Here is a 17,128-nt window from a genome sequence, read left to right as displayed (position 1 = left end):
ACCTTTATATTTTTTAAAGGTATTGTACCGCTTATGCGCTTAATGTATCTTCTTTTTAAGGTCACCTCGGTAGATAATATCTTCAATTTTGACGTTATCATCGTTTAAAACAGAAGGCACAGCATCAGCATTTTGGAGCTTTTCTCGCTCAATATCAAGTTCATCTTCACTGTATGCCATCATCATCGTAGCGCTAATGACATGCGGTGTAGCTTCTATCTTTTTGAGCTTTTGCATCTCTTCGTCGATGTTTTCACCCTCAATGGTCAAAACAATTTTTCCCGTATTTTCATCGCTAAAATGATAATCACAAAAGTCACTGGCGTCAAACAAATCAATCAACGCTTTTACATGTAAAGGTTTTGCTTGAACTACTATACTCGATATATTCATGGGAGTCTCCAAATCATAATAAATTTATCATCGCTTGAGCTAACAAGCTCTTTTTCTGAGGCAAATAAAATGGTATTGAGTGTACTTTTTTGCCCTTTTAGCGTATGTGTTTTGCTGTGAGTAGGCATATTGAAAAGCACAATGTCATTTTCCTGATTAAACGCAAAAGCAGCATACGTAAGAGAAGGGGAAATGGCTCCTGCATAAATCAAAAAAGGTGCATCAAAACGTATATGAGAACCATCGCTTAAGGTGTAAATCACCCCTCGTCTATCTTGTCCCGCACACAAAATTTTATCTTGTTTAAAATCTACTTTGTAAACATTATCAACATTTGCACCTTTAAGTACCTTCATCATTTTACCGCTATTCACATCATTAATGGTAATTTCACCCGATTCACACGAACTTGCCACTATGTTTCGACTCTCATTGAGTGCAAAATCACTAAAATGAGAAGGATTGAGTTGCGTTCGATACACAGCTTTATTTTTCGCAATATCCCATAAAATGAGTTCATTACTCAAAAGTGCCACCAAAATGCGATTTTTATCAACAAACTTTGCTTTTGAAATAATCAAATTAGCCGCAGCATCAATGAGTACTCGTGGTTTTCCACCCTCGACCACATACAACTCCCTTGCGCCACTGGTTGCTTGAACTACTGCTAAATAACGCTGTTCCATTTTATCAACAGAAAAAATCTTAGGAGCAACTTCATCACCTGTAAAATCTTTAATCTTAGGGAAAAGTATCTTCTCTTGAAGCGTCGCATCACTTAGTTTATACACATCAATGCTTCCCGCACTCGTTCCTGCTAAGAGTTCTGAGCCCCTTACTTCAATCTGATACACAATACCACTCGCTTCAATCGTATGCGATGGAACAATTTCTGCGCCAAAAAGTGTTCCTATAAGAACACATAAGCTTATTAAGTATTTCATCTCTCCTCCTTGGTATAAACACGCATTGCACTGCTTGGACAAATGCTTACGCACATGCCACATCCATTACATATTGTAGCATTTATTTGAGGACGAAAAAGTCCTAAAAACGTAATGGCACGTACGTCACACGCATCTAGGCAACTTTGACACAAACTTTGATGCCATGCCATGCAGGCTAACACGTCAATGGTTACTTTTACATCTAACGCTTTTGTCTCGTTACATGTAAGAGTAAGCACGTTCTCTTCACACGCATTTGCACACGCTTCGCAAAAGGTACAGCCCCCTTTACTAAAATCAAGATAAGGAACATTCGTGGCATCTAAGACCATAATCTCCTCTTCACAGGCTCCTACACACGGATTGCCTTGACACGAGAGACATGCCTTTGAAAAATCAACCCCCTCTTTGTGGTAAGGAGGACGCACACACAACTTATCTTGATTTTTTTCTGCGTCCTTCTTACCAAAAAGAGAGGTAAAAACCTCTCTTCTGCCACGAGTTTGCATGACTACTTCACGCCTTCATTGAGGGTATCAAGAAGGTTAGAACGTGCAGTACCCTCTTTTGAGCGATACTCTGGTGAAAACTCATTTTTAACCAATGGCTGGTTGTTTGATTGTGGCGCATGACATGCGTTACAATTAAAACGTGCTTGACTTAGTTCGCCTAGCATTTTTTTAGTTCGCATATCATAAAAATGCGATTTTGGAATTGGCGTTGCTTTAACGGCTTCCGCCACTTCAGGAAGGTGACAACCGATACATGCGTTATTTTCTTTACTAATTTCAAGCATTCCCTCAACATCATGAGGAATCATCGGAGGAGCATTCTCAAAAGCACGCTCATATACTTTTGACTCACCCGCTGCGACGGTTGAATAAGCTGTTGATTCAGCTACCACTGTTTTTTCACTGTAAAGATCCACTTTTCTAAGCCCTAATTCTTCCTCTGTGTACGACTGAGACGCCGCACATCCTGAAGCCACCAAGACACCTAATAAAGAGACCAATATTAATGTTTTTCTACTCATCATTCTTTTCTCCTACATTTGTGTTAATGTAATTTCTTACACCAAAAAAGAGCGCATGACTCTCACACACCTCAACACATCTGCCACAGTTGGTACACTCTCCTGAAACAATCGTTCCACTGCTTTTTGAAACAATGCCCAATACATGCTTCTCAGGACATACTTCTTTACATTTCATACATGAAGTACATACTGTATGGTCGTGTTTAACACGTACCAAACTCAAGCGCCCAACCAGAGAGTAAAATCCTCCCAAAGGACAAATATGTCCGCACCAGCCATGTTTAACCGCAAATAAATCAAACAAAAAGATACACAATAAGGCTGCGCCACCCATGCCCATACCAAAAATCAATCCTCGATGCAACATACCAATAGGGCTAAGCATTTCAAATGCTGCAACACCCATTGTCAACGAAAGAATAATACTAAGACCTAAAACCCAGTAGCGTACATTACGACTCAACCAGATTTTGCGCTCAACCGCACGATCTAAGAGAAAAAACTTTCGTGTCCAATTTGCCGCATCGGTCACGAGATTCATAGGACAAACCCATGAGCAAAACGCACGACCGCCTACAACCATATAAAAAAGTAAGATAATCAGCGCTCCTAAAAGCACATCCATTCCCACAAGCGCCCCTGCTGCGAACATTTGAAGTACCGCAAACGGATCCGCTAGAGGAATCGTCCCCATCACCAATGAAGAGCTTAGATTTCCACTTAGAAGCATAAAACCATACGCATTTGCAGCCATATAAAGCCCTAAAATGCTCAGTTGCACCACACGTCTTGCCAGAGTAAACCGATGCGTTAGAATCCATGTTTTCATTTGAACAACTCCTCATCCGCATTGAGATAATCTTGAGCGCTTTTTTCGCTACGCTTTGTACGTGTTGTAACATCACTGCTTTGCGTCTCTAAGCGTTTTTCATCCGAAGCATCCCAGCCCTTAATATAATGCCCTCCAATAGCCCCTTTAGCCACTTCTAAAGGCAACACATGAATGGCAGCTTTTTCAGTCACACAGGCGCGTTCACATAGCCCACACCCTGTACACATGGTACTATTGACAATAGGAACCAAATAAGCGTGTTTCCCCGTACGTTCATTACGGCGATACTCTAAAACAATCGCACTATCCATAATCGGACAGGCTCTATAACACGCATCGCATTGAATACCCCAAAAAGCAATACATGACTCAACATCAACGACCGCAAGTCCCATCCGTGCTTTGGTAATATCTAACTCTTTCTTACCTTCCACAACACGTGAGACAGCGTGTTCATTTAACGCACCTGTTGGACACACAGGAACACAAGGAATATCCGTACACATATAGCACGGAACCTCTCTTGGGTTGAAAAACGGCGTACCCAAAGGTTTGTTATCACCAGGTTTTGCAAGGTTTAGCGTATCATAAGGACACGCTTCGACACATTGCCCACACTTAATACACAAACGTAAAAAATCCACCTCTGCAACGGCTCCAGGTGGGCGAAGAATGAGTGGTGCTGATTTTGCTTCAGCAATATAACCACTCCAGACCATACCGCCAAGTGCAGAAAATCCAACGCTTTGTGCCATGAGTGTCAGGAACTTGCGCCTGGCTGTGATTTGTTGTGTTGCATGATTACTCACAAGCTATCCTTTCTATCCTATTTGTGACCTATTCTTGAGTTAAGGAGTTCATTGTCTATTTTTAGAAACACACTTACCTCTTTTTGGTCATACATTATTGCAATTATGCTTTGTACAATTTAACCGCACATTTTTTATAATCGGTTTGTTTTGAGATTGGACATGTCGCATCAAGACAAACTTTATTGATCATAACTTTTTCATCAAACCATGGAACAAATACCAATCCACGTGGTGTTCTGTTACGACCTCTGGTTTCAACACGTGCTTTACATGAACCACGACGACTCTCAATCCAAATCATATCGCCTTGTTTAAGACCTTTTGCTTTGGCATCTTCTGGGTGCATATAACAAAGTGCTTCAGGAACCGCACGGTAGAGTTCAGGAACCCTCATCGTCATCGTTCCACTATGCCAGTGCTCTAACACACGACCTGTACATAACCATGTATCGTACTCTTTATCAGGCATTTCACATGGATCCATATACGGTCTAAAGAAGATTTTTGCTTTATTTTTAAGCGAATAAGTCTCTTCTGTGGTTGGTTTTACCAAGTTACCTTTTTTAAGGGCTTTTGCAAAATCACCATAGAAAGCAAAATCACCATTGCCCGCTTTTGCAGCATACGGATCGTATTTTGCATTAAAACGCCATTGAGTCTCTTTACCATCTACAACAGGCCATTTCAAACCTCTTACTTTATGGTAAGTATCGAAGTCTGCAAGGTCGTGTCCATGACCTAATCCAAACTGGCGGTACTCTTCCCAAATCGATTTTTGAATAAAGAAGCCATACCCTTTCCACTCTTTACCATCACTACCCATAACACCACGGTTATCGCCAAAGACTTCACTGTTATCAAACCCTTTACCAATGGCATCATCTGCTTTAAACTGTTTTGCAAACGGTGTCGCAAAAAGAACATCATACATCGTATCTGTTTCTTTATAACCCATTGCTTTTGCCGCTTCAATGACGCTTGGTATTTTGCCACCTTTAATCGGTTGCTCACCCCATACATCTTTAATTGTAAAGCGTTTTGAAAGCTCAACCCACTGCCATGTATCACTCATCGCATCACCCACAGGCACAACCTGCTGTCTCCAGTGTTGCGTTCTTCGCTCAGCATTGCCGTAAGAACCCCACTTCTCATAAATCATCGCTGTTGGCAAGATAAGATCAGATACCTTAGCTGAAATACCAGGATACGCATCCGAACAAACAATAAAGTTATCGAGTTCACGAGCTGCTTTAATCCAGTGGCTTGCGTTGGCACTGTCTTGGTATGGATTACAAACGTTGACCCATGCAAATTTGATTTTTCCACTTTCAATGTGTCGGTGGATATTCATAATGTGTTGATAACCTACAGGGTTAATTGTCCCTTTTGGCAATTTCCAAATTTTTTCTGTTACTTCTCTGTGTTTTGGAATATGGACATCCATATCTGCAGGTAAACGGTGAGTAAACGTACCTACTTCACGTGCGGTACCACATGCGCTGGGTTGTCCTGTAAGTGAGAATGCGCCATCACCTGGTTTGGCTTGTTTTCCTAAAAGGAAGTGAACCATGTAAGATTGCTCATTAACCCACGTACCTCTTTGGTGTTGGTTAAAGCCCATCGTCCAAAAACTGACTACTTTTCTATTTTTCTCAATATAAAGATTGGCTAATGTTTGAAGTTTTACTTTGAAATCTTCCAGTTTTTCATCTGGATTACCTTTAGAGATTTTAGCGACATAATCCAGTGTATAAGGATCTAACGCTTTTTTGAAATCTTCAAAAGTGATTTCCCAGTGAACAGCAGCAGCACCAGCTTTGTCCATTTTCATGACATCACCTGCTTTAATACCTAAGTGTGCAAGACCTGGAGCCTCTTTTTCAGAAATCACTTTAGCATCTTCTTTTTTAATGACTTCAAGTTCTTTCGCAGAATAACCTAATTTTTTAGCCTCTGCTTCTGTTCGCATACCATAACCAATGTTTGCAAACCCTGTTGTAAAAATAATATTTTTCTTAACAAAGTCCCAATCAATAGATTCTGGATGATTGTACACAATCTCACGTGCAATATAGTTCCAAATCGCCAAATCGGTACTTGGAGAGAAAATAATCTCAATATCTGCAAGATCTGAACAGCGGTGTGTATACGTAGAGAGGTTAACAACTTTGACACGATCAGGGCTTGTGAGTTTTCTATCGCTCACACGTGACCATAAAATCGGGTGCATCTCTGCCATATTAGCGCCCCATGTTACGATAGTATCTGTAATTTCGATATCATCATAACAGCCTGCTGGTTCATCAATACCAAATGTTTGCATAAATCCAGCCACCGCTGACGCCATACAGTGACGAGCATTTGGGTCAATTCCATTCGCACGGAAACCCGCTTTCATCATCTTAGCAGCAGCATATCCTTCTTGAATGGTGTACTGACCTGAACCAAAAACACCAATCGCTTCTGGACCACCCACTTTAAGCGCTGCTTTGATGTGTTTTTCCATCTCATCAAATGCGCGTTTCCATGAAACAGGTTTAAACTGACCTTTTTTATCAAACTCACCTTTATCGTTCATACGAAGAAGGGGTTGTTTTAAACGATCCGCACCGTACATAATTTTGGCGTTAAAATAGCCTTTAATACAGTTAAGACCACGATTGACGGGAGCTGCTGGATCACCTTTGACCGCAACAATTTTACCCTCTTTGGTCGCAACCATAATACCACAACCGGTACCACAGAAACGGCAGACGGCTTTATCCCATCTCCAATTAGCCTCAGCTTGTTCGCCAGCGGCTTTAAGCTCGGCTGGTACACTAATACCTACCGCAGCCGCAGCACTAGCAGCAGCAGATGTTTTTAGAAAGTCTCTTCTTGAAAGCGACATATCAATACCTCCTGATTTGAGTTACGAGGAGATTCTATCACTTAGCAAAAATCCAATCTATGACTTAAGTCAATAATTTAATTCACAAAATTTAATTTTATGGGGATTTCTTCTTTACATGTAAAGAAGAGATGTAAGGTTATTTGCTAGAATTTTATGCATTTGTGGCAGATAAAAAGTAACCTCTCTCGTTCTACTTTTCATTCTAAATTCTAAATTTCTAAACATTAAACGACACTATGTTCAAATAACGCCAAATATAGTTTTAAATGCTTATTGATATGTGAAAAAGTTTAGTACTTTTGAGTATAAAACAGGAAAAAAATCGCATTTTAAAACATTTTAATCCAATAAACGAACATTTTTTATGTTCATTTATTTGGGCATATCAGACTGATTGATATATAATGTTCGTTGAATAAATAGTTAGCATAAGGAAATGAAAACTTCATGAACAACAACGATGTAACAAAAAACAATAAAACAGATATTACTGTTTCTACAATTAAGTCAATTGTTGGACCAATTCCATTTCTAGGTCCTATGCTACAAGAAATGTTTAGTGTAATAATTCCAAATCAAAGATTAGATAGATTATCAAAATATGTAGCAGAATTAGATAAAAAACTTTCCAGTGTTGAAAAGGAACAGTTAGAAAACCAATTGAGAAATGAAGAATTTGTTGATTTGATTGAAGAAAGTGTTTTACAAGCTTCACGAGCATTAAGTTACGAAAGAATTCAATATATTTCTTCTGTAATTGAAAATAGCCTTGATAAAGACCATATTTCTGCAATTGAAAATAAACATTTATTGACAATTTTAAAAGAAATTAATGATATTGAAGTTATTTGGTTAAGATTTTATCTAGTTCCATTATTAAATGGAGATAATGAATTTAGAGATAAACATCAAAATATTTTAGAACTTATAAGACCAACACTTGTCTCTAATCAAGAAGAGCGAGATAAAGCAGCAATTCAAAAAAGTTATAAGGAACATTTAACTTCTTTAGGTTTACTTGAAAGAAAAATTGATATTAAAGTTGGTCAAAGTTCTAAATTAGAAACAAAGGGTTATGAAATAACTCAATTAGGAAGAGTTCTTTTAAAACAAATTGGATTTCAGGATGAACAGTGGTTATGCTAACAAATCATTGGAGAGAAATATTTGACCCTGCGGCTCAAATATTTCTCAACTCAAACGTTATACACAAATAAGGACATATGTGACATTTTGTAAATCAACATCTAAATTAAACACTTTATTTCTTTCCTTAGGCATATTACTCATTCCAATAATTACTAATGCGGCAAGCTTCGATTGTGCAAGAGCAAGCACATTTGTTGAAAAGACTATTTGCACAGACAACCAGTTATCGTTGATGGATGAAGAGTTGAATACACTTTACAAGGAAGGACAGCAAAATAGTATTTATGCCACGCAACGCAAGAAAACTCAATTACTATGGCTCATTGAACGTGATAAATGCAACACAGAATTTTCGAATGATTACCAAAAGTCTAAATGCGTCTCTAATGCATATGAGTCAAGAATAAAAGATTTGAAAACACTACAAGAGCCTAAACAGCCTATATTTGAACTGATTGACAAGGTTTCTTTCCAAACTTATGGAGGTGACCACACTATCTCTGATAACAAAATCATATTTACTAATTATGACTTCAGAACAAGAGATAAATATCAAATTATAGAAGTAGACCCAACAGATTTTACGTTTAGAGTTCTGGAAACCACCAAAGAAGAAAGTACATATATAGCACATAATGAAGCATTTATTGTATACAAATGCCGTGGCTTGGCAGACACGGAAGAATTAATAATAAAAAATCGTAAAACAAACAAAACAGTAGTTAAGAAAAAATTCCGTGACAAAATTATATGGGGTGAAGTTGTTGAAAATAATTCAGTTTTAATTGTACAAAAAACAGAGATATTCATGTTTGATTTAAACAACTTAACAACCACAAAAAGACATGAATTTGAAATGAATTCTTACGTAAGAAATAATAAGTACAGTACTTATGTTTCGAATGTAGCAAAATGGGGGAATAATACTGTAATACTTACACCTGACAATCTTTTAATAATTGACAAAGATCTGAGTGTCGTTGATACTATCGAATTTGGAAGTTCTAATAGCAACAGACGAGATTTGGTTATCGCTGATGGCAAAGCTGTTGTCTCGTTTGAAAAAGATGCAAAGGTTTTTGACTTAAAAACCAAAAAATTATTGTTTTCCCTACAAAAGCCAGGAGCCTTTGTCTCTTACTGTACTATTGATAACTCATTGGTAATTACAGCGAAGGAATCTACTAGCAATACAAATGCACAGGTATATGATTTGAACACAGGAAGACTTCAACTAACTATACCGCTCATCGCCTCAGCGATAGTATATTCGAATGGTAAGATGCTTGCTTATGACTACAAATACCGAGGTAACAGTACACTGACACTCTATAAAGTAGATTCAAAGAATTTAACTAAGCCTGACAATATAAGCGCCCAATTAAAAGAAGCTTACAAACATGCACAAGAAACTTACGCCCAGACAAAAGACATATATGTAGTTTTGGAGATATTAGAAAATGTCAATATAGAAAAATATTTACTAGACAAGAGTTCTATATCGGAAGAAGAAAAAGTGATTTTTCGTCAATATGGAATTTGGTTGAGTCAGACATTGGATAGATTTGATAAAACCAAGTATGTGTTTGATACGGCAGAAATCAACACTAATGATAAAGAAGTTCAGGAGGCACTTCATATAGCGAGAAGTAAAGAGTGCTATTTAATGTCCACTTGTAAAGCAGATGAAGATGATTTAAAAGAAATCTTTGGAAAATTAAAGATTCCAAACAGCAAAATATCAATTAAAATGAGTACAGTTGATAAGCTGTATTTCATTGATGATAAAATATATGTATCAAGGTATAACGAGAGGCAAATAGGCACCAGTATTTATAATACAAATACATTGCAGCATATTAATGACATATTCTTTGCTCCTGATGAACACGGAGAGTACCAGGATAATGTTACAAATGTAATTGATTTTAAAGATAATGTTATCTTACAAATGGATGCGAGATATGATGCAATAAGAGATAACTTCGCAGTTGTAAGCAAACAAAATTCATCTTTAGTATGTAAAGGTCATACATCAGTCAATATTGAAGGATTATCCTATGAAAATGAGAATATATGTGAGTGTCTGAATAGCAAAACACCATACCAAGAAAAGACAAAAGTAATTGATAGAATAGAAGTTATTAAGCAGACTGTGAAAAACAATGCTATAAAGCTCAATCGAAATGAAGAAGTCATTGAGACTTCGAAAGATTATTTTATTACAAGTACACAATGGAGTGAATATAAACTTAATTTCTATCCTTTTGAAAAACATAGTAATGAATCGCCTAAAAAGAGTATGAGACATACGAAATTATTTGTGTTAGAGGGAACAAATAAAATTATATATTCAGATTTCGACATCAACACTGCAATGAAAGACAAAGTCAAGTTTAGCTTTTATGATATTTCAACTAATAAAGATGAAACTCTATTCTATGCAAAGAGAATAGCCAATCAAAAGTATCCACATTCAATTACCTATAAAAACCTTCTTATTATTGGTACAGGCCATGAACTATTTTTTTATGATATCAACAAACGTAAGATTGTGGCATATGATAAGAACTTCATAGAAGAACCTGTATTAGGGCATGTGGATAGGAATAGAATTGATAAGCTTCATATTTACAAAGACAAGTTATATGTTGTCACGTTTAATGGAGAGAATAGTCGAGTGGTTGACTTAAAAAAAATAGCACAATAAAATGTATAACAAAAGGTAGTGTTCAAGATTCTGTGTCAGCATCGAGTAATTCCTAAGATTATATCATAAACTTAAAGCATCATCGAGCCGTCCGAAATTTAGGGGTCAGGGATAAACTTTTAACTTTTATTTAAACAATTTAGCATGAGTCCCAACTTCCACCAAAACCAACTCTACTTCATCGTTATTGATTTTATAGGTGAGTAGCAAATCAGGTTTGATGTGGCACTCTCTGCACCCTTTGTAATTTCCTATCAAAAGATGGTCTTTGTATTTTTCATCCAAATTTTCACCATTGGCAAGAGTTTAAGCACAATGCTTAAAACAAGTTCTTGCTAAGTAAGAGCTTTTTATAGGCTTTTTTAAACGAAGAAGTGCGAAAGATGGCGTATTTCATGACTCAAGGTCAGCCTTAAGGGCTTCAATGGAGTCAAATGACTTTCCTTCTCTTTTTTCAAGCTCTTTGAGTGCTTTTTTCATGCGTTCAGTTGGGACTTTTAACTCAAAAGGAATGGAATAGGTCATGGCAACTTGTTTACAAAAAAGGTTTATTCCTTCACTCAAACTCATACCATACTGCTTCAATACTTCTGAAGCTATAAGCTTTGTCTCTTCATCGATGCGAACACTGGTACTGGTTCTCATGAGATCTCCTTTTTTTGTAAAATTGTACCACAAACGTAGTACAAATACAACCAATATATTCATATTTTAAAAAATTTAGGGGGGCTAAACTTTTAACTTTCTTTACATGTAAACCTAAGCCGTTCGCCCTTTTAACCCTTCTGCGATAATCATTTTAATATAGAACTGATACAGAATATCAAGCTTATTGGCTTGTACTTTGAGCTCTTCTATCCTATCAACAGGTATACGAGTAGAGATGGTTTTGGAAAGCGCATTTTTTTTGGCTTCACGCCAGTCCATAAACTTGCTTGAATCGTGCGTTTTCATAGATACTTCTCTCTTTTTTATTCATTAACCGTGCCAATTCCTTTGAGTTAGCAGAGCGTTTTATCATAAAACAAAAATGAACGCTAAAGTATTACTTAAATTTAATAAATAATAAATACTCTTTTATATAATATTTTATTTAATTTCGTATGATTTAAAAACACTAAAAGGAAATTAATGTTCTCATGTAGTCAGAAAAAGTGCCTTTTTTCGTGTGTTGCCACATCCCTGCTCTGCTCTAGTGTTGCCTCAGCGCAAACGCTTGAAGCAGTCAACATTGAGGCTGAAAAACTCATCACCCCTACCAAACAAGCTAATGAAAGCGTTTATACAGGCAGTGAAGTTACATCTAAAGGGATTGAACTTCAAGGTGTTAAAGCAAGTACCAGTGTTTATGAAGCTATCAGTGTTTTACCTGGAGTCAATGTTGAAAATGTGGATAGCAGTGGAACAAAGTAGCGTGCGTATGCGAGGGGTTAAAAGTTCTATGGGTGCGTTGAGCGTTGAGGGCATTCCTAACTATGGTGGCAATCCCATAGGTCCGAGGGATTATCTGTATGATATGGAAAATATGGACTCTGTATCGGTGTACAAAGGCGGTGTTCCCTCTGACATTGGCGCAGGGGTTGGTTCTCGTGGAGGGGCTATTACCTTGCATCCTAAATGGGCTCAAAAAGCATTTGGCTTTGAAGTGGCACAAAGTCTAGGCAGTGAGGATTACACCAAAAGCTACTTTAGACTGGACAGTGGCACGCTCAATGAGAGTGGCACACGTTTTTCAGGCGCACTCTCTTATGCCTCAGCAGATAAATGGCGAGGAGAAGGAGAGTTAGGTCCTAGAATCAATGGCAATGTCTCGTTGGTTCAACCCTTAGGCGATAAGGCAACCTTGAAAGTATGGTACAACCACAACGACCAAGAACAGCATCTCTATCGACCGCTTAGTTACGCTCAAATCTCTAATGGCAATCTAAGCCATAACTATAAAAATGACTACAACACTGCTTTAACAGGCGTTCCTGCTCAGGATATTTACTACTACAAAAACAACAAAGGAAGTTATAAAAACGATGATCTTTTTGCCGTGATTAATTACGAGATTGATGATACCTTTGAGCTGATTTTTAAACCCTACTATGCCCTTGAAGATAGCGTCATTTCACAAGGAGTCACCAGCGGTGGTGGGCGGATTCAAGAACGTGTGCGAGATATTGAGCGCTATGGCATGATCAGTGAAGTCGATGCAAAATTAGAGCACCTTAAAATGGCGTTAGGGTATCATTATGAAAGCTCCTCCATGGATATTTCAACCAAAAACTACACCACAGCAGGAGCCTATGCAGGTATGGGCGTTGTGGCAACCACGGGTGATACCTACATTCACAGTCCGTATGCGAACATTTCAGGCGATGAGGGGGATTTTCATTGGCAAGCGGGGTTAAAGTATTTTCGTTTTGAAGATTCTGATTCACTAGGCTATCGCAGTGGAGGAGCCCCTGCGTATGACTTGATTCGCACACCTGATTTAGACAGGGAAGCAAAAAGTCATACCATTTGGCTTCCAACGCTAGGTGTTTCCTACGATATGGATGCCTCATGGCAAGCGTATGCCAATTATGGTAAAAACTTTATTCGTCCCTATTCTTACATGCCTCTAGTGAATTATTATCAGAACAATCGTGCAAAATTTCAGGCGATTGGCATGAATGCGCAAGATTTATTTGATGGCTATGGCATTGAAGAGTCTCACAATTTTGATGTAGGTGTACGCTTTAAAGGAGAGATAGTAGAAATCGCACCGACACTTTTTTATGGCAAACATAAAAATCTTTTAACCACCATTACCAATCCCTTAGATTCAACGCTGAGTTACCAACAAAATGTGGGCAAAGCAACGAGTTATGGAATTGAGACGGAGATTAACCTCTTTATGAGCGACACCACAACCCTTTTTATCAACCCAACCTACACCGATTTTACGTATGATGAGGATATTATCGGGATGAAAACCAAAGGCAAACAGTTGGTCGATACCCCAAAATGGATGGCACGCAGTGGGGTTATCTATAAAATAGGCAATTTTGAATTGATTCCTATGGTGCGTTTTTTAGGTGAGCGATATGGCAATGCTACCAACACCGAAAAGGTGGATGAGGCATGGTTGGCGGATTTTAAAGCCATCTACACACAGAAAAATTTCTATGAAAAATCCACGCTGAAACTAAGCCTTGAACTCAATAATATTTTCGACAAAGAGTATATCTCGGTCATTAATGCGAGTGATTATGAAACAGGTACAACCACGTACAGCCAAGGTGCTCCACGCTCTGTGATGCTTAGCGTTGGACTTAAATTCTAAGGAGTGTAAACGATGGAAGAGATAAAGCTCATTGTGGATTATGCTATTTTTGGTATTTTGGGGCTTATGAGCCTCTTATCGCTTACCTACGCACTTGAGCGATGGTTTTTCTATCGCCGTATGGATGTCACGATGTATAGAGTCATGGAAATACTGGAAAATGACCTGACCAAAAACCTTACAGCACTCTCCATCATTAGCTCAAATGCCCCCTATGTTGGACTTTTAGGAACAGTTATTGGCATTATGATTACTTTTTACGATATGGGGCAAGCAGGTGAAATCGAAAGTAAAGTCATTCTCATAGGACTCTCTTTGGCACTGAAAGCAACTGCGTTAGGACTGGTGGTTGCCATTCCTTCTTTGATGGCGTACAGTGCGTGTTTACGAAAATGCGATGTGTTAATAGCCCACTGGAAAGCACACCAACATGCGGCTTAAGCGTCCTGAGGGGATGAATATTATCCCCTTTATTGATATTATGCTGGTTTTACTCACCATTGTTTTAAGTGTTTCTACCTTTATGGCGCATCGCTCTTTGGTTTTGGATATTCCTAAAACCGATACAAACGAAGCGCTCACACAAAAGCGTTCGCATGAAGTGGTGATTGATGCAAATGGGCTACTTTACTGGGATGAAAATCCTTTAGCTCTGGAAGCATTGGATGAAACCTTAAAGAGCCTTCCCAAAGAGGATGAACTCATTTTAAAAGCCGATACAAAAGCTGCTTTTGGTACGTTTATCGAGGTGGTAGATGCACTGAAACGTATCCATCATCCGCATATCAACATTGTTGTTCAGAAAAAATAAAATGCGTTTTTGCTCCTTTTTTGCCCTCTCACTCTTTTTACATGTAAGCCTGTTTGCCCTTTTAAATCAGCTACACTTGCCGGATAAAACCGTGCAAAACAAAGCAAGTTCATTGACGTTAGATATTCAAACGATTCACATTGCCCCACCGCCTCCACTACCACACGAAGCATCACCCAAACCTCAACCGCTACGAACACCCAAAGAGCCTAAAATAACTCCAAAACTTCCCACAAAGCCTCAGAAAATCTCAAAACCTATGGCGACAACACTTCCCGCACCCATAACACAACCCCAAGAGGAAGCGCCACAAGAAGCCCTACAAAACGATACGCAAGAAACGTTACATGTAACGAGTCACATAGAGCGAGAAATGACACTTTATCATGCTATCCATTTAGCTATTATGCAACACAAACACTACCCAAAACGGGCACAACGTGAAGGAATGGAGGGCGAAGTCGTGGTCAGTTTTACCTATGCAAAAGAAGGCATCACCCATCTTAAAATCAAAACGCCATCCAAGCATGCTTTACTTAATGCTTACTGCCTTGAATTAATCAAAGAGGCGTCAGCCGAGTTTCCACAAGTAAACGATTCTTTTGAGATTGTTATACCCGTTGGATTCTTTTTACGATAAGAAGAAACAGTGGTATGACTACCACTGTTTTAGAAAAGATGTAAGCGTATTGATTAGAACTTATAATTGGCTCTAAAACGCATATCGCTGGTATTTTTAGTTGAAGCGGCTTCCACTTTACCATCTTCATACTCCAAAGAAAGTGTTAAACCCTTGATGGTTGGAAGGTCATAGGAAATTTGTCCTTCAAAGTAAGTTGATTCAGTATCAGCAGCGACACCATTAAGGACGACCGTTGTGACTTTATCTTGATCAATTCTCACGTATTGCGCTAAGGCTTTAAGCCCTGCAACACCCACTTTTGAGAAGTCATACCCTACTTCAACTTTGTAGGCATCTGTTCCCGCACCTGAAGTTGCTTCAGCGCCTTTTAGCAGTGGCGCAGTATACGTGGTAGGTCCATTACCCGCACCTAAAAGTACTGATTGATCATCGGATACTGTACTGTACGCAAATGACGCCTTAAAGCCTGCTAGCTCGCTAAATCCAACACGTCCTTGATACATATCGCCCTCAGCATGGAAACTATCAAAAGTAGCATTCGACGTTCTTGAACCACGATAGGTCGCATCTAAAAGCAATTTCATACTGCTTAAAGGCAACGCATAATTACCCTCCGCATAGAAAACATTGGCATCGCCACCGTTGGTTCCTTCCACATCGTTCACAAAGAGGTATTGACCTGTTAATGTCACATTGGTGATAGATTTGTTAATCACAGCAGCCGTGTATGCCCCATCAAATCCAAAAACGTTTGAAGCCCCTGCTGGTGAGCCTAATGAACCTCTTGATGTACCCGCTCCGTAAAAGACTGCTTCTTTTTTAAAGCTAGGCATTTGTGAGTCCGAACCGTCTACACTTCTATCATAATCAGACGTTCTACCTTGAAACTTATCCGAATATCCAGCAACCAAGGTTGTGTTGGGGATATCTGTGTTGATAAGTACGGCGGCTTGAAACGCCTCTTTTATCATACGTGAGCCAGAGCTATTGACCAAGGGACTGGCAATAAACTGACGACCTACTTTAGCCGTTGTTTTTCCTAGTGTATACGTCATATAGGCTTCGGAGAGGACGGCTCCTGAACCGTACATATCGGTTGCGTAAAGATTTTTTGCGTCACTGTTCGCAAAAGGAGCATAGTTTCCTTGAAAGGTTGTACCTAAACTTAACCCATACAAAGAGTCTGTAACGTAACTGAGCATCAAACCTGTTGAAAAAATGTCGGCATCACCTTTGGCAAGTGTTCCATCATTTTTATCATCGGTATCTCGATCAAAATACCAAGCCCTTAATTCACCGGTTACTTTTCCATTCTTGAAGGCATCAGCAAGTGTATCTGCTGCGAATAAGCTAGACGCAAGTCCAGCAACTACGAAAGCCGCCACGCTAAGTTTAACCAATTTCATAAATCCCCCTTTTTAAAGTGTGAACCTTCTTGCACAACCGAATGTCGTCCCATCAATAAAGTTATGTAAGAGATCTGTTAAAATCTTACATAAAATGAGTAGCATGAAAATAGCATAGAAACTTAATGTTTTTTTTAGATACGTAAAATCAAAAAGAGAACTTTACATGTAAAGCGTGGATTG

Annotated in this window: 18 protein-coding genes; 7 read left to right on the top strand and 11 right to left on the bottom strand. The window is 38.6% G+C overall.

Annotated features, from left to right (window positions below; genetic code table 11):
* Window positions 1–39: 39 nt before the first annotated feature.
* The 7 genes from SDEL_RS03755 to napA form a co-directional block, all read right to left on the bottom strand.
* Entirely contained in the window at window positions 40–393 is a 354-nt protein-coding gene (locus tag SDEL_RS03755; RefSeq protein ID WP_012856530.1) for a chaperone NapD, read from the bottom strand.
* The gene (locus SDEL_RS03750) at window positions 390–1,337 is read right to left on the bottom strand and encodes a WD40 repeat domain-containing protein (RefSeq protein WP_012856529.1); all 948 of its coding nucleotides are present in this window, start codon (window positions 1,335–1,337) and stop codon (window positions 390–392) included. The genes SDEL_RS03755 and SDEL_RS03750 overlap by 4 nt, the downstream gene beginning before the upstream one ends.
* Window positions 1,334–1,849: a ferredoxin-type protein NapF gene (locus SDEL_RS03745; RefSeq protein ID WP_012856528.1), complete on the bottom strand. Its 516-nt coding sequence runs from the start codon at window positions 1,847–1,849 to the stop codon at window positions 1,334–1,336. Before SDEL_RS03745 ends, SDEL_RS03750 begins: the two co-directional genes overlap by 4 nt.
* A 2-nt stretch (window positions 1,850–1,851) precedes the next feature.
* The gene (locus tag SDEL_RS03740; protein ID WP_012856527.1) at window positions 1,852–2,373 is read right to left on the bottom strand and encodes a nitrate reductase cytochrome c-type subunit; all 522 of its coding nucleotides are present in this window, start codon (window positions 2,371–2,373) and stop codon (window positions 1,852–1,854) included.
* A complete protein-coding gene (gene napH / locus SDEL_RS03735) occupies window positions 2,366–3,205 on the bottom strand; it encodes a quinol dehydrogenase ferredoxin subunit NapH (protein ID WP_012856526.1) in 840 nt (279 codons plus the stop codon). Before napH ends, SDEL_RS03740 begins: the two co-directional genes overlap by 8 nt.
* Window positions 3,202–4,017, bottom strand: coding sequence for a ferredoxin-type protein NapG (gene napG / locus SDEL_RS03730; RefSeq protein ID WP_012856525.1), 816 nt, complete (start codon window positions 4,015–4,017; stop codon window positions 3,202–3,204). Before napG ends, napH begins: the two co-directional genes overlap by 4 nt.
* A gap of 103 nt (window positions 4,018–4,120) precedes the next feature.
* A complete protein-coding gene (gene napA / locus SDEL_RS03725) occupies window positions 4,121–6,910 on the bottom strand; it encodes a nitrate reductase catalytic subunit NapA (RefSeq protein ID WP_012856524.1) in 2,790 nt (929 codons plus the stop codon).
* Window positions 6,911–7,360: 450 nt separating this feature from the next.
* Between napA and SDEL_RS03720 the strand changes: the two genes are divergently transcribed.
* Window positions 7,361–8,059, top strand: a complete 699-nt coding sequence (locus SDEL_RS03720; RefSeq protein WP_012856523.1) for a hypothetical protein — start codon at window positions 7,361–7,363, stop codon at window positions 8,057–8,059.
* A gap of 79 nt (window positions 8,060–8,138) precedes the next feature.
* Complete coding sequence (locus SDEL_RS11620; protein ID WP_012856522.1) at window positions 8,139–10,772, top strand: lysozyme inhibitor LprI family protein; 2,634 nt, start codon at window positions 8,139–8,141, stop codon at window positions 10,770–10,772.
* Window positions 10,773–10,898: 126 nt separating this feature from the next.
* On the opposite strand, the gene SDEL_RS12235 is transcribed toward SDEL_RS11620, so the two are convergent.
* The 3 genes from SDEL_RS12235 to SDEL_RS03700 form a co-directional block, all read right to left on the bottom strand.
* Window positions 10,899–11,057, bottom strand: a complete 159-nt coding sequence (locus SDEL_RS12235) for a type II toxin-antitoxin system YafQ family toxin (RefSeq protein WP_148209240.1) — start codon at window positions 11,055–11,057, stop codon at window positions 10,899–10,901.
* Window positions 11,058–11,165: 108 nt separating this feature from the next.
* Window positions 11,166–11,417 carry a type II toxin-antitoxin system RelB/DinJ family antitoxin gene (locus tag SDEL_RS03705; RefSeq protein WP_012856521.1) on the bottom strand — a complete coding sequence of 84 codons (252 nt, stop codon included), beginning with the start codon at window positions 11,415–11,417 and terminating at the stop codon, window positions 11,166–11,168.
* A 114-nt stretch (window positions 11,418–11,531) separates the two neighbouring features.
* Window positions 11,532–11,726: a CopG family antitoxin gene (locus SDEL_RS03700; RefSeq protein ID WP_012856520.1), complete on the bottom strand. Its 195-nt coding sequence runs from the start codon at window positions 11,724–11,726 to the stop codon at window positions 11,532–11,534.
* 177 nt (window positions 11,727–11,903) lie between these two features.
* Here SDEL_RS03700 and SDEL_RS12230 point away from each other — a divergent pair, with 177 nt between their 5' ends.
* From SDEL_RS12230 to SDEL_RS03680, 5 genes are read left to right on the top strand one after another with little or no spacing between them, the layout of a single operon-like run.
* Window positions 11,904–12,185, top strand: coding sequence for a hypothetical protein (locus SDEL_RS12230; RefSeq protein ID WP_049767062.1), 282 nt, complete (start codon window positions 11,904–11,906; stop codon window positions 12,183–12,185).
* Complete coding sequence (locus SDEL_RS03695; RefSeq protein WP_049767061.1) at window positions 12,172–14,085, top strand: TonB-dependent receptor domain-containing protein; 1,914 nt, start codon at window positions 12,172–12,174, stop codon at window positions 14,083–14,085. Before SDEL_RS12230 ends, SDEL_RS03695 begins: the two co-directional genes overlap by 14 nt.
* A 12-nt stretch (window positions 14,086–14,097) precedes the next feature.
* Window positions 14,098–14,526, top strand: a complete 429-nt coding sequence (gene exbB / locus SDEL_RS03690) for a TonB-system energizer ExbB (RefSeq protein WP_012856519.1) — start codon at window positions 14,098–14,100, stop codon at window positions 14,524–14,526.
* Window positions 14,516–14,896, top strand: a complete 381-nt coding sequence (locus tag SDEL_RS03685; RefSeq protein ID WP_012856518.1) for a biopolymer transporter ExbD — start codon at window positions 14,516–14,518, stop codon at window positions 14,894–14,896. Before exbB ends, SDEL_RS03685 begins: the two co-directional genes overlap by 11 nt.
* A gap of 1 nt (window position 14,897) precedes the next feature.
* Window positions 14,898–15,536: a TonB family protein gene (locus SDEL_RS03680; RefSeq protein ID WP_012856517.1), complete on the top strand. Its 639-nt coding sequence runs from the start codon at window positions 14,898–14,900 to the stop codon at window positions 15,534–15,536.
* 53 nt (window positions 15,537–15,589) lie between these two features.
* On the opposite strand, the gene SDEL_RS03675 is transcribed toward SDEL_RS03680, so the two are convergent.
* Window positions 15,590–16,945 (bottom strand): OprD family outer membrane porin, encoded by a 1,356-nt coding sequence (locus SDEL_RS03675; protein ID WP_012856516.1) that lies wholly within the window; start codon window positions 16,943–16,945, stop codon window positions 15,590–15,592.
* Window positions 16,946–17,128 lie beyond the last annotated feature (183 nt).

The sequence above is a fragment of the Sulfurospirillum deleyianum DSM 6946 genome (assembly GCF_000024885.1).
In the GTDB taxonomy this organism is placed as follows: Bacteria; Campylobacterota; Campylobacteria; order Campylobacterales; family Sulfurospirillaceae; genus Sulfurospirillum; species Sulfurospirillum deleyianum.
Note: the sequence above shows the minus strand (reverse complement) of the source record. Positions and strands in the feature narration are given on the sequence as shown.

What these genes read in the sequence shown, in the direction of transcription:
- SDEL_RS03755 (WP_012856530.1), bottom strand. Translation starts at nt 393, where the DNA reads ATGAATATATCGAGTATAGTAGTTCAAGCAAAACCTTTACATGTAAAA.
- SDEL_RS03750 (WP_012856529.1), bottom strand. Translation starts at nt 1,337, where the DNA reads ATGAAATACTTAATAAGCTTATGTGTTCTTATAGGAACACTTTTTGGC.
- SDEL_RS03745 (WP_012856528.1), bottom strand. Translation starts at nt 1,849, where the DNA reads ATGCAAACTCGTGGCAGAAGAGAGGTTTTTACCTCTCTTTTTGGTAAG.
- SDEL_RS03740 (WP_012856527.1), bottom strand. Translation starts at nt 2,373, where the DNA reads ATGAGTAGAAAAACATTAATATTGGTCTCTTTATTAGGTGTCTTGGTG.
- napH (WP_012856526.1), bottom strand. Translation starts at nt 3,205, where the DNA reads ATGAAAACATGGATTCTAACGCATCGGTTTACTCTGGCAAGACGTGTG.
- napA (WP_012856524.1), bottom strand. Translation starts at nt 6,910, where the DNA reads ATGTCGCTTTCAAGAAGAGACTTTCTAAAAACATCTGCTGCTGCTAGT.
- SDEL_RS03720 (WP_012856523.1), top strand. Translation starts at nt 7,361, where the DNA reads ATGAACAACAACGATGTAACAAAAAACAATAAAACAGATATTACTGTT.
- SDEL_RS03705 (WP_012856521.1), bottom strand. Translation starts at nt 11,417, where the DNA reads ATGAGAACCAGTACCAGTGTTCGCATCGATGAAGAGACAAAGCTTATA.
- SDEL_RS03700 (WP_012856520.1), bottom strand. Translation starts at nt 11,726, where the DNA reads ATGAAAACGCACGATTCAAGCAAGTTTATGGACTGGCGTGAAGCCAAA.
- SDEL_RS12230 (WP_049767062.1), top strand. Translation starts at nt 11,904, where the DNA reads ATGTTCTCATGTAGTCAGAAAAAGTGCCTTTTTTCGTGTGTTGCCACA.
- exbB (WP_012856519.1), top strand. Translation starts at nt 14,098, where the DNA reads ATGGAAGAGATAAAGCTCATTGTGGATTATGCTATTTTTGGTATTTTG.
- SDEL_RS03685 (WP_012856518.1), top strand. Translation starts at nt 14,516, where the DNA reads ATGCGGCTTAAGCGTCCTGAGGGGATGAATATTATCCCCTTTATTGAT.
- SDEL_RS03680 (WP_012856517.1), top strand. Translation starts at nt 14,898, where the DNA reads ATGCGTTTTTGCTCCTTTTTTGCCCTCTCACTCTTTTTACATGTAAGC.
- SDEL_RS03675 (WP_012856516.1), bottom strand. Translation starts at nt 16,945, where the DNA reads ATGAAATTGGTTAAACTTAGCGTGGCGGCTTTCGTAGTTGCTGGACTT.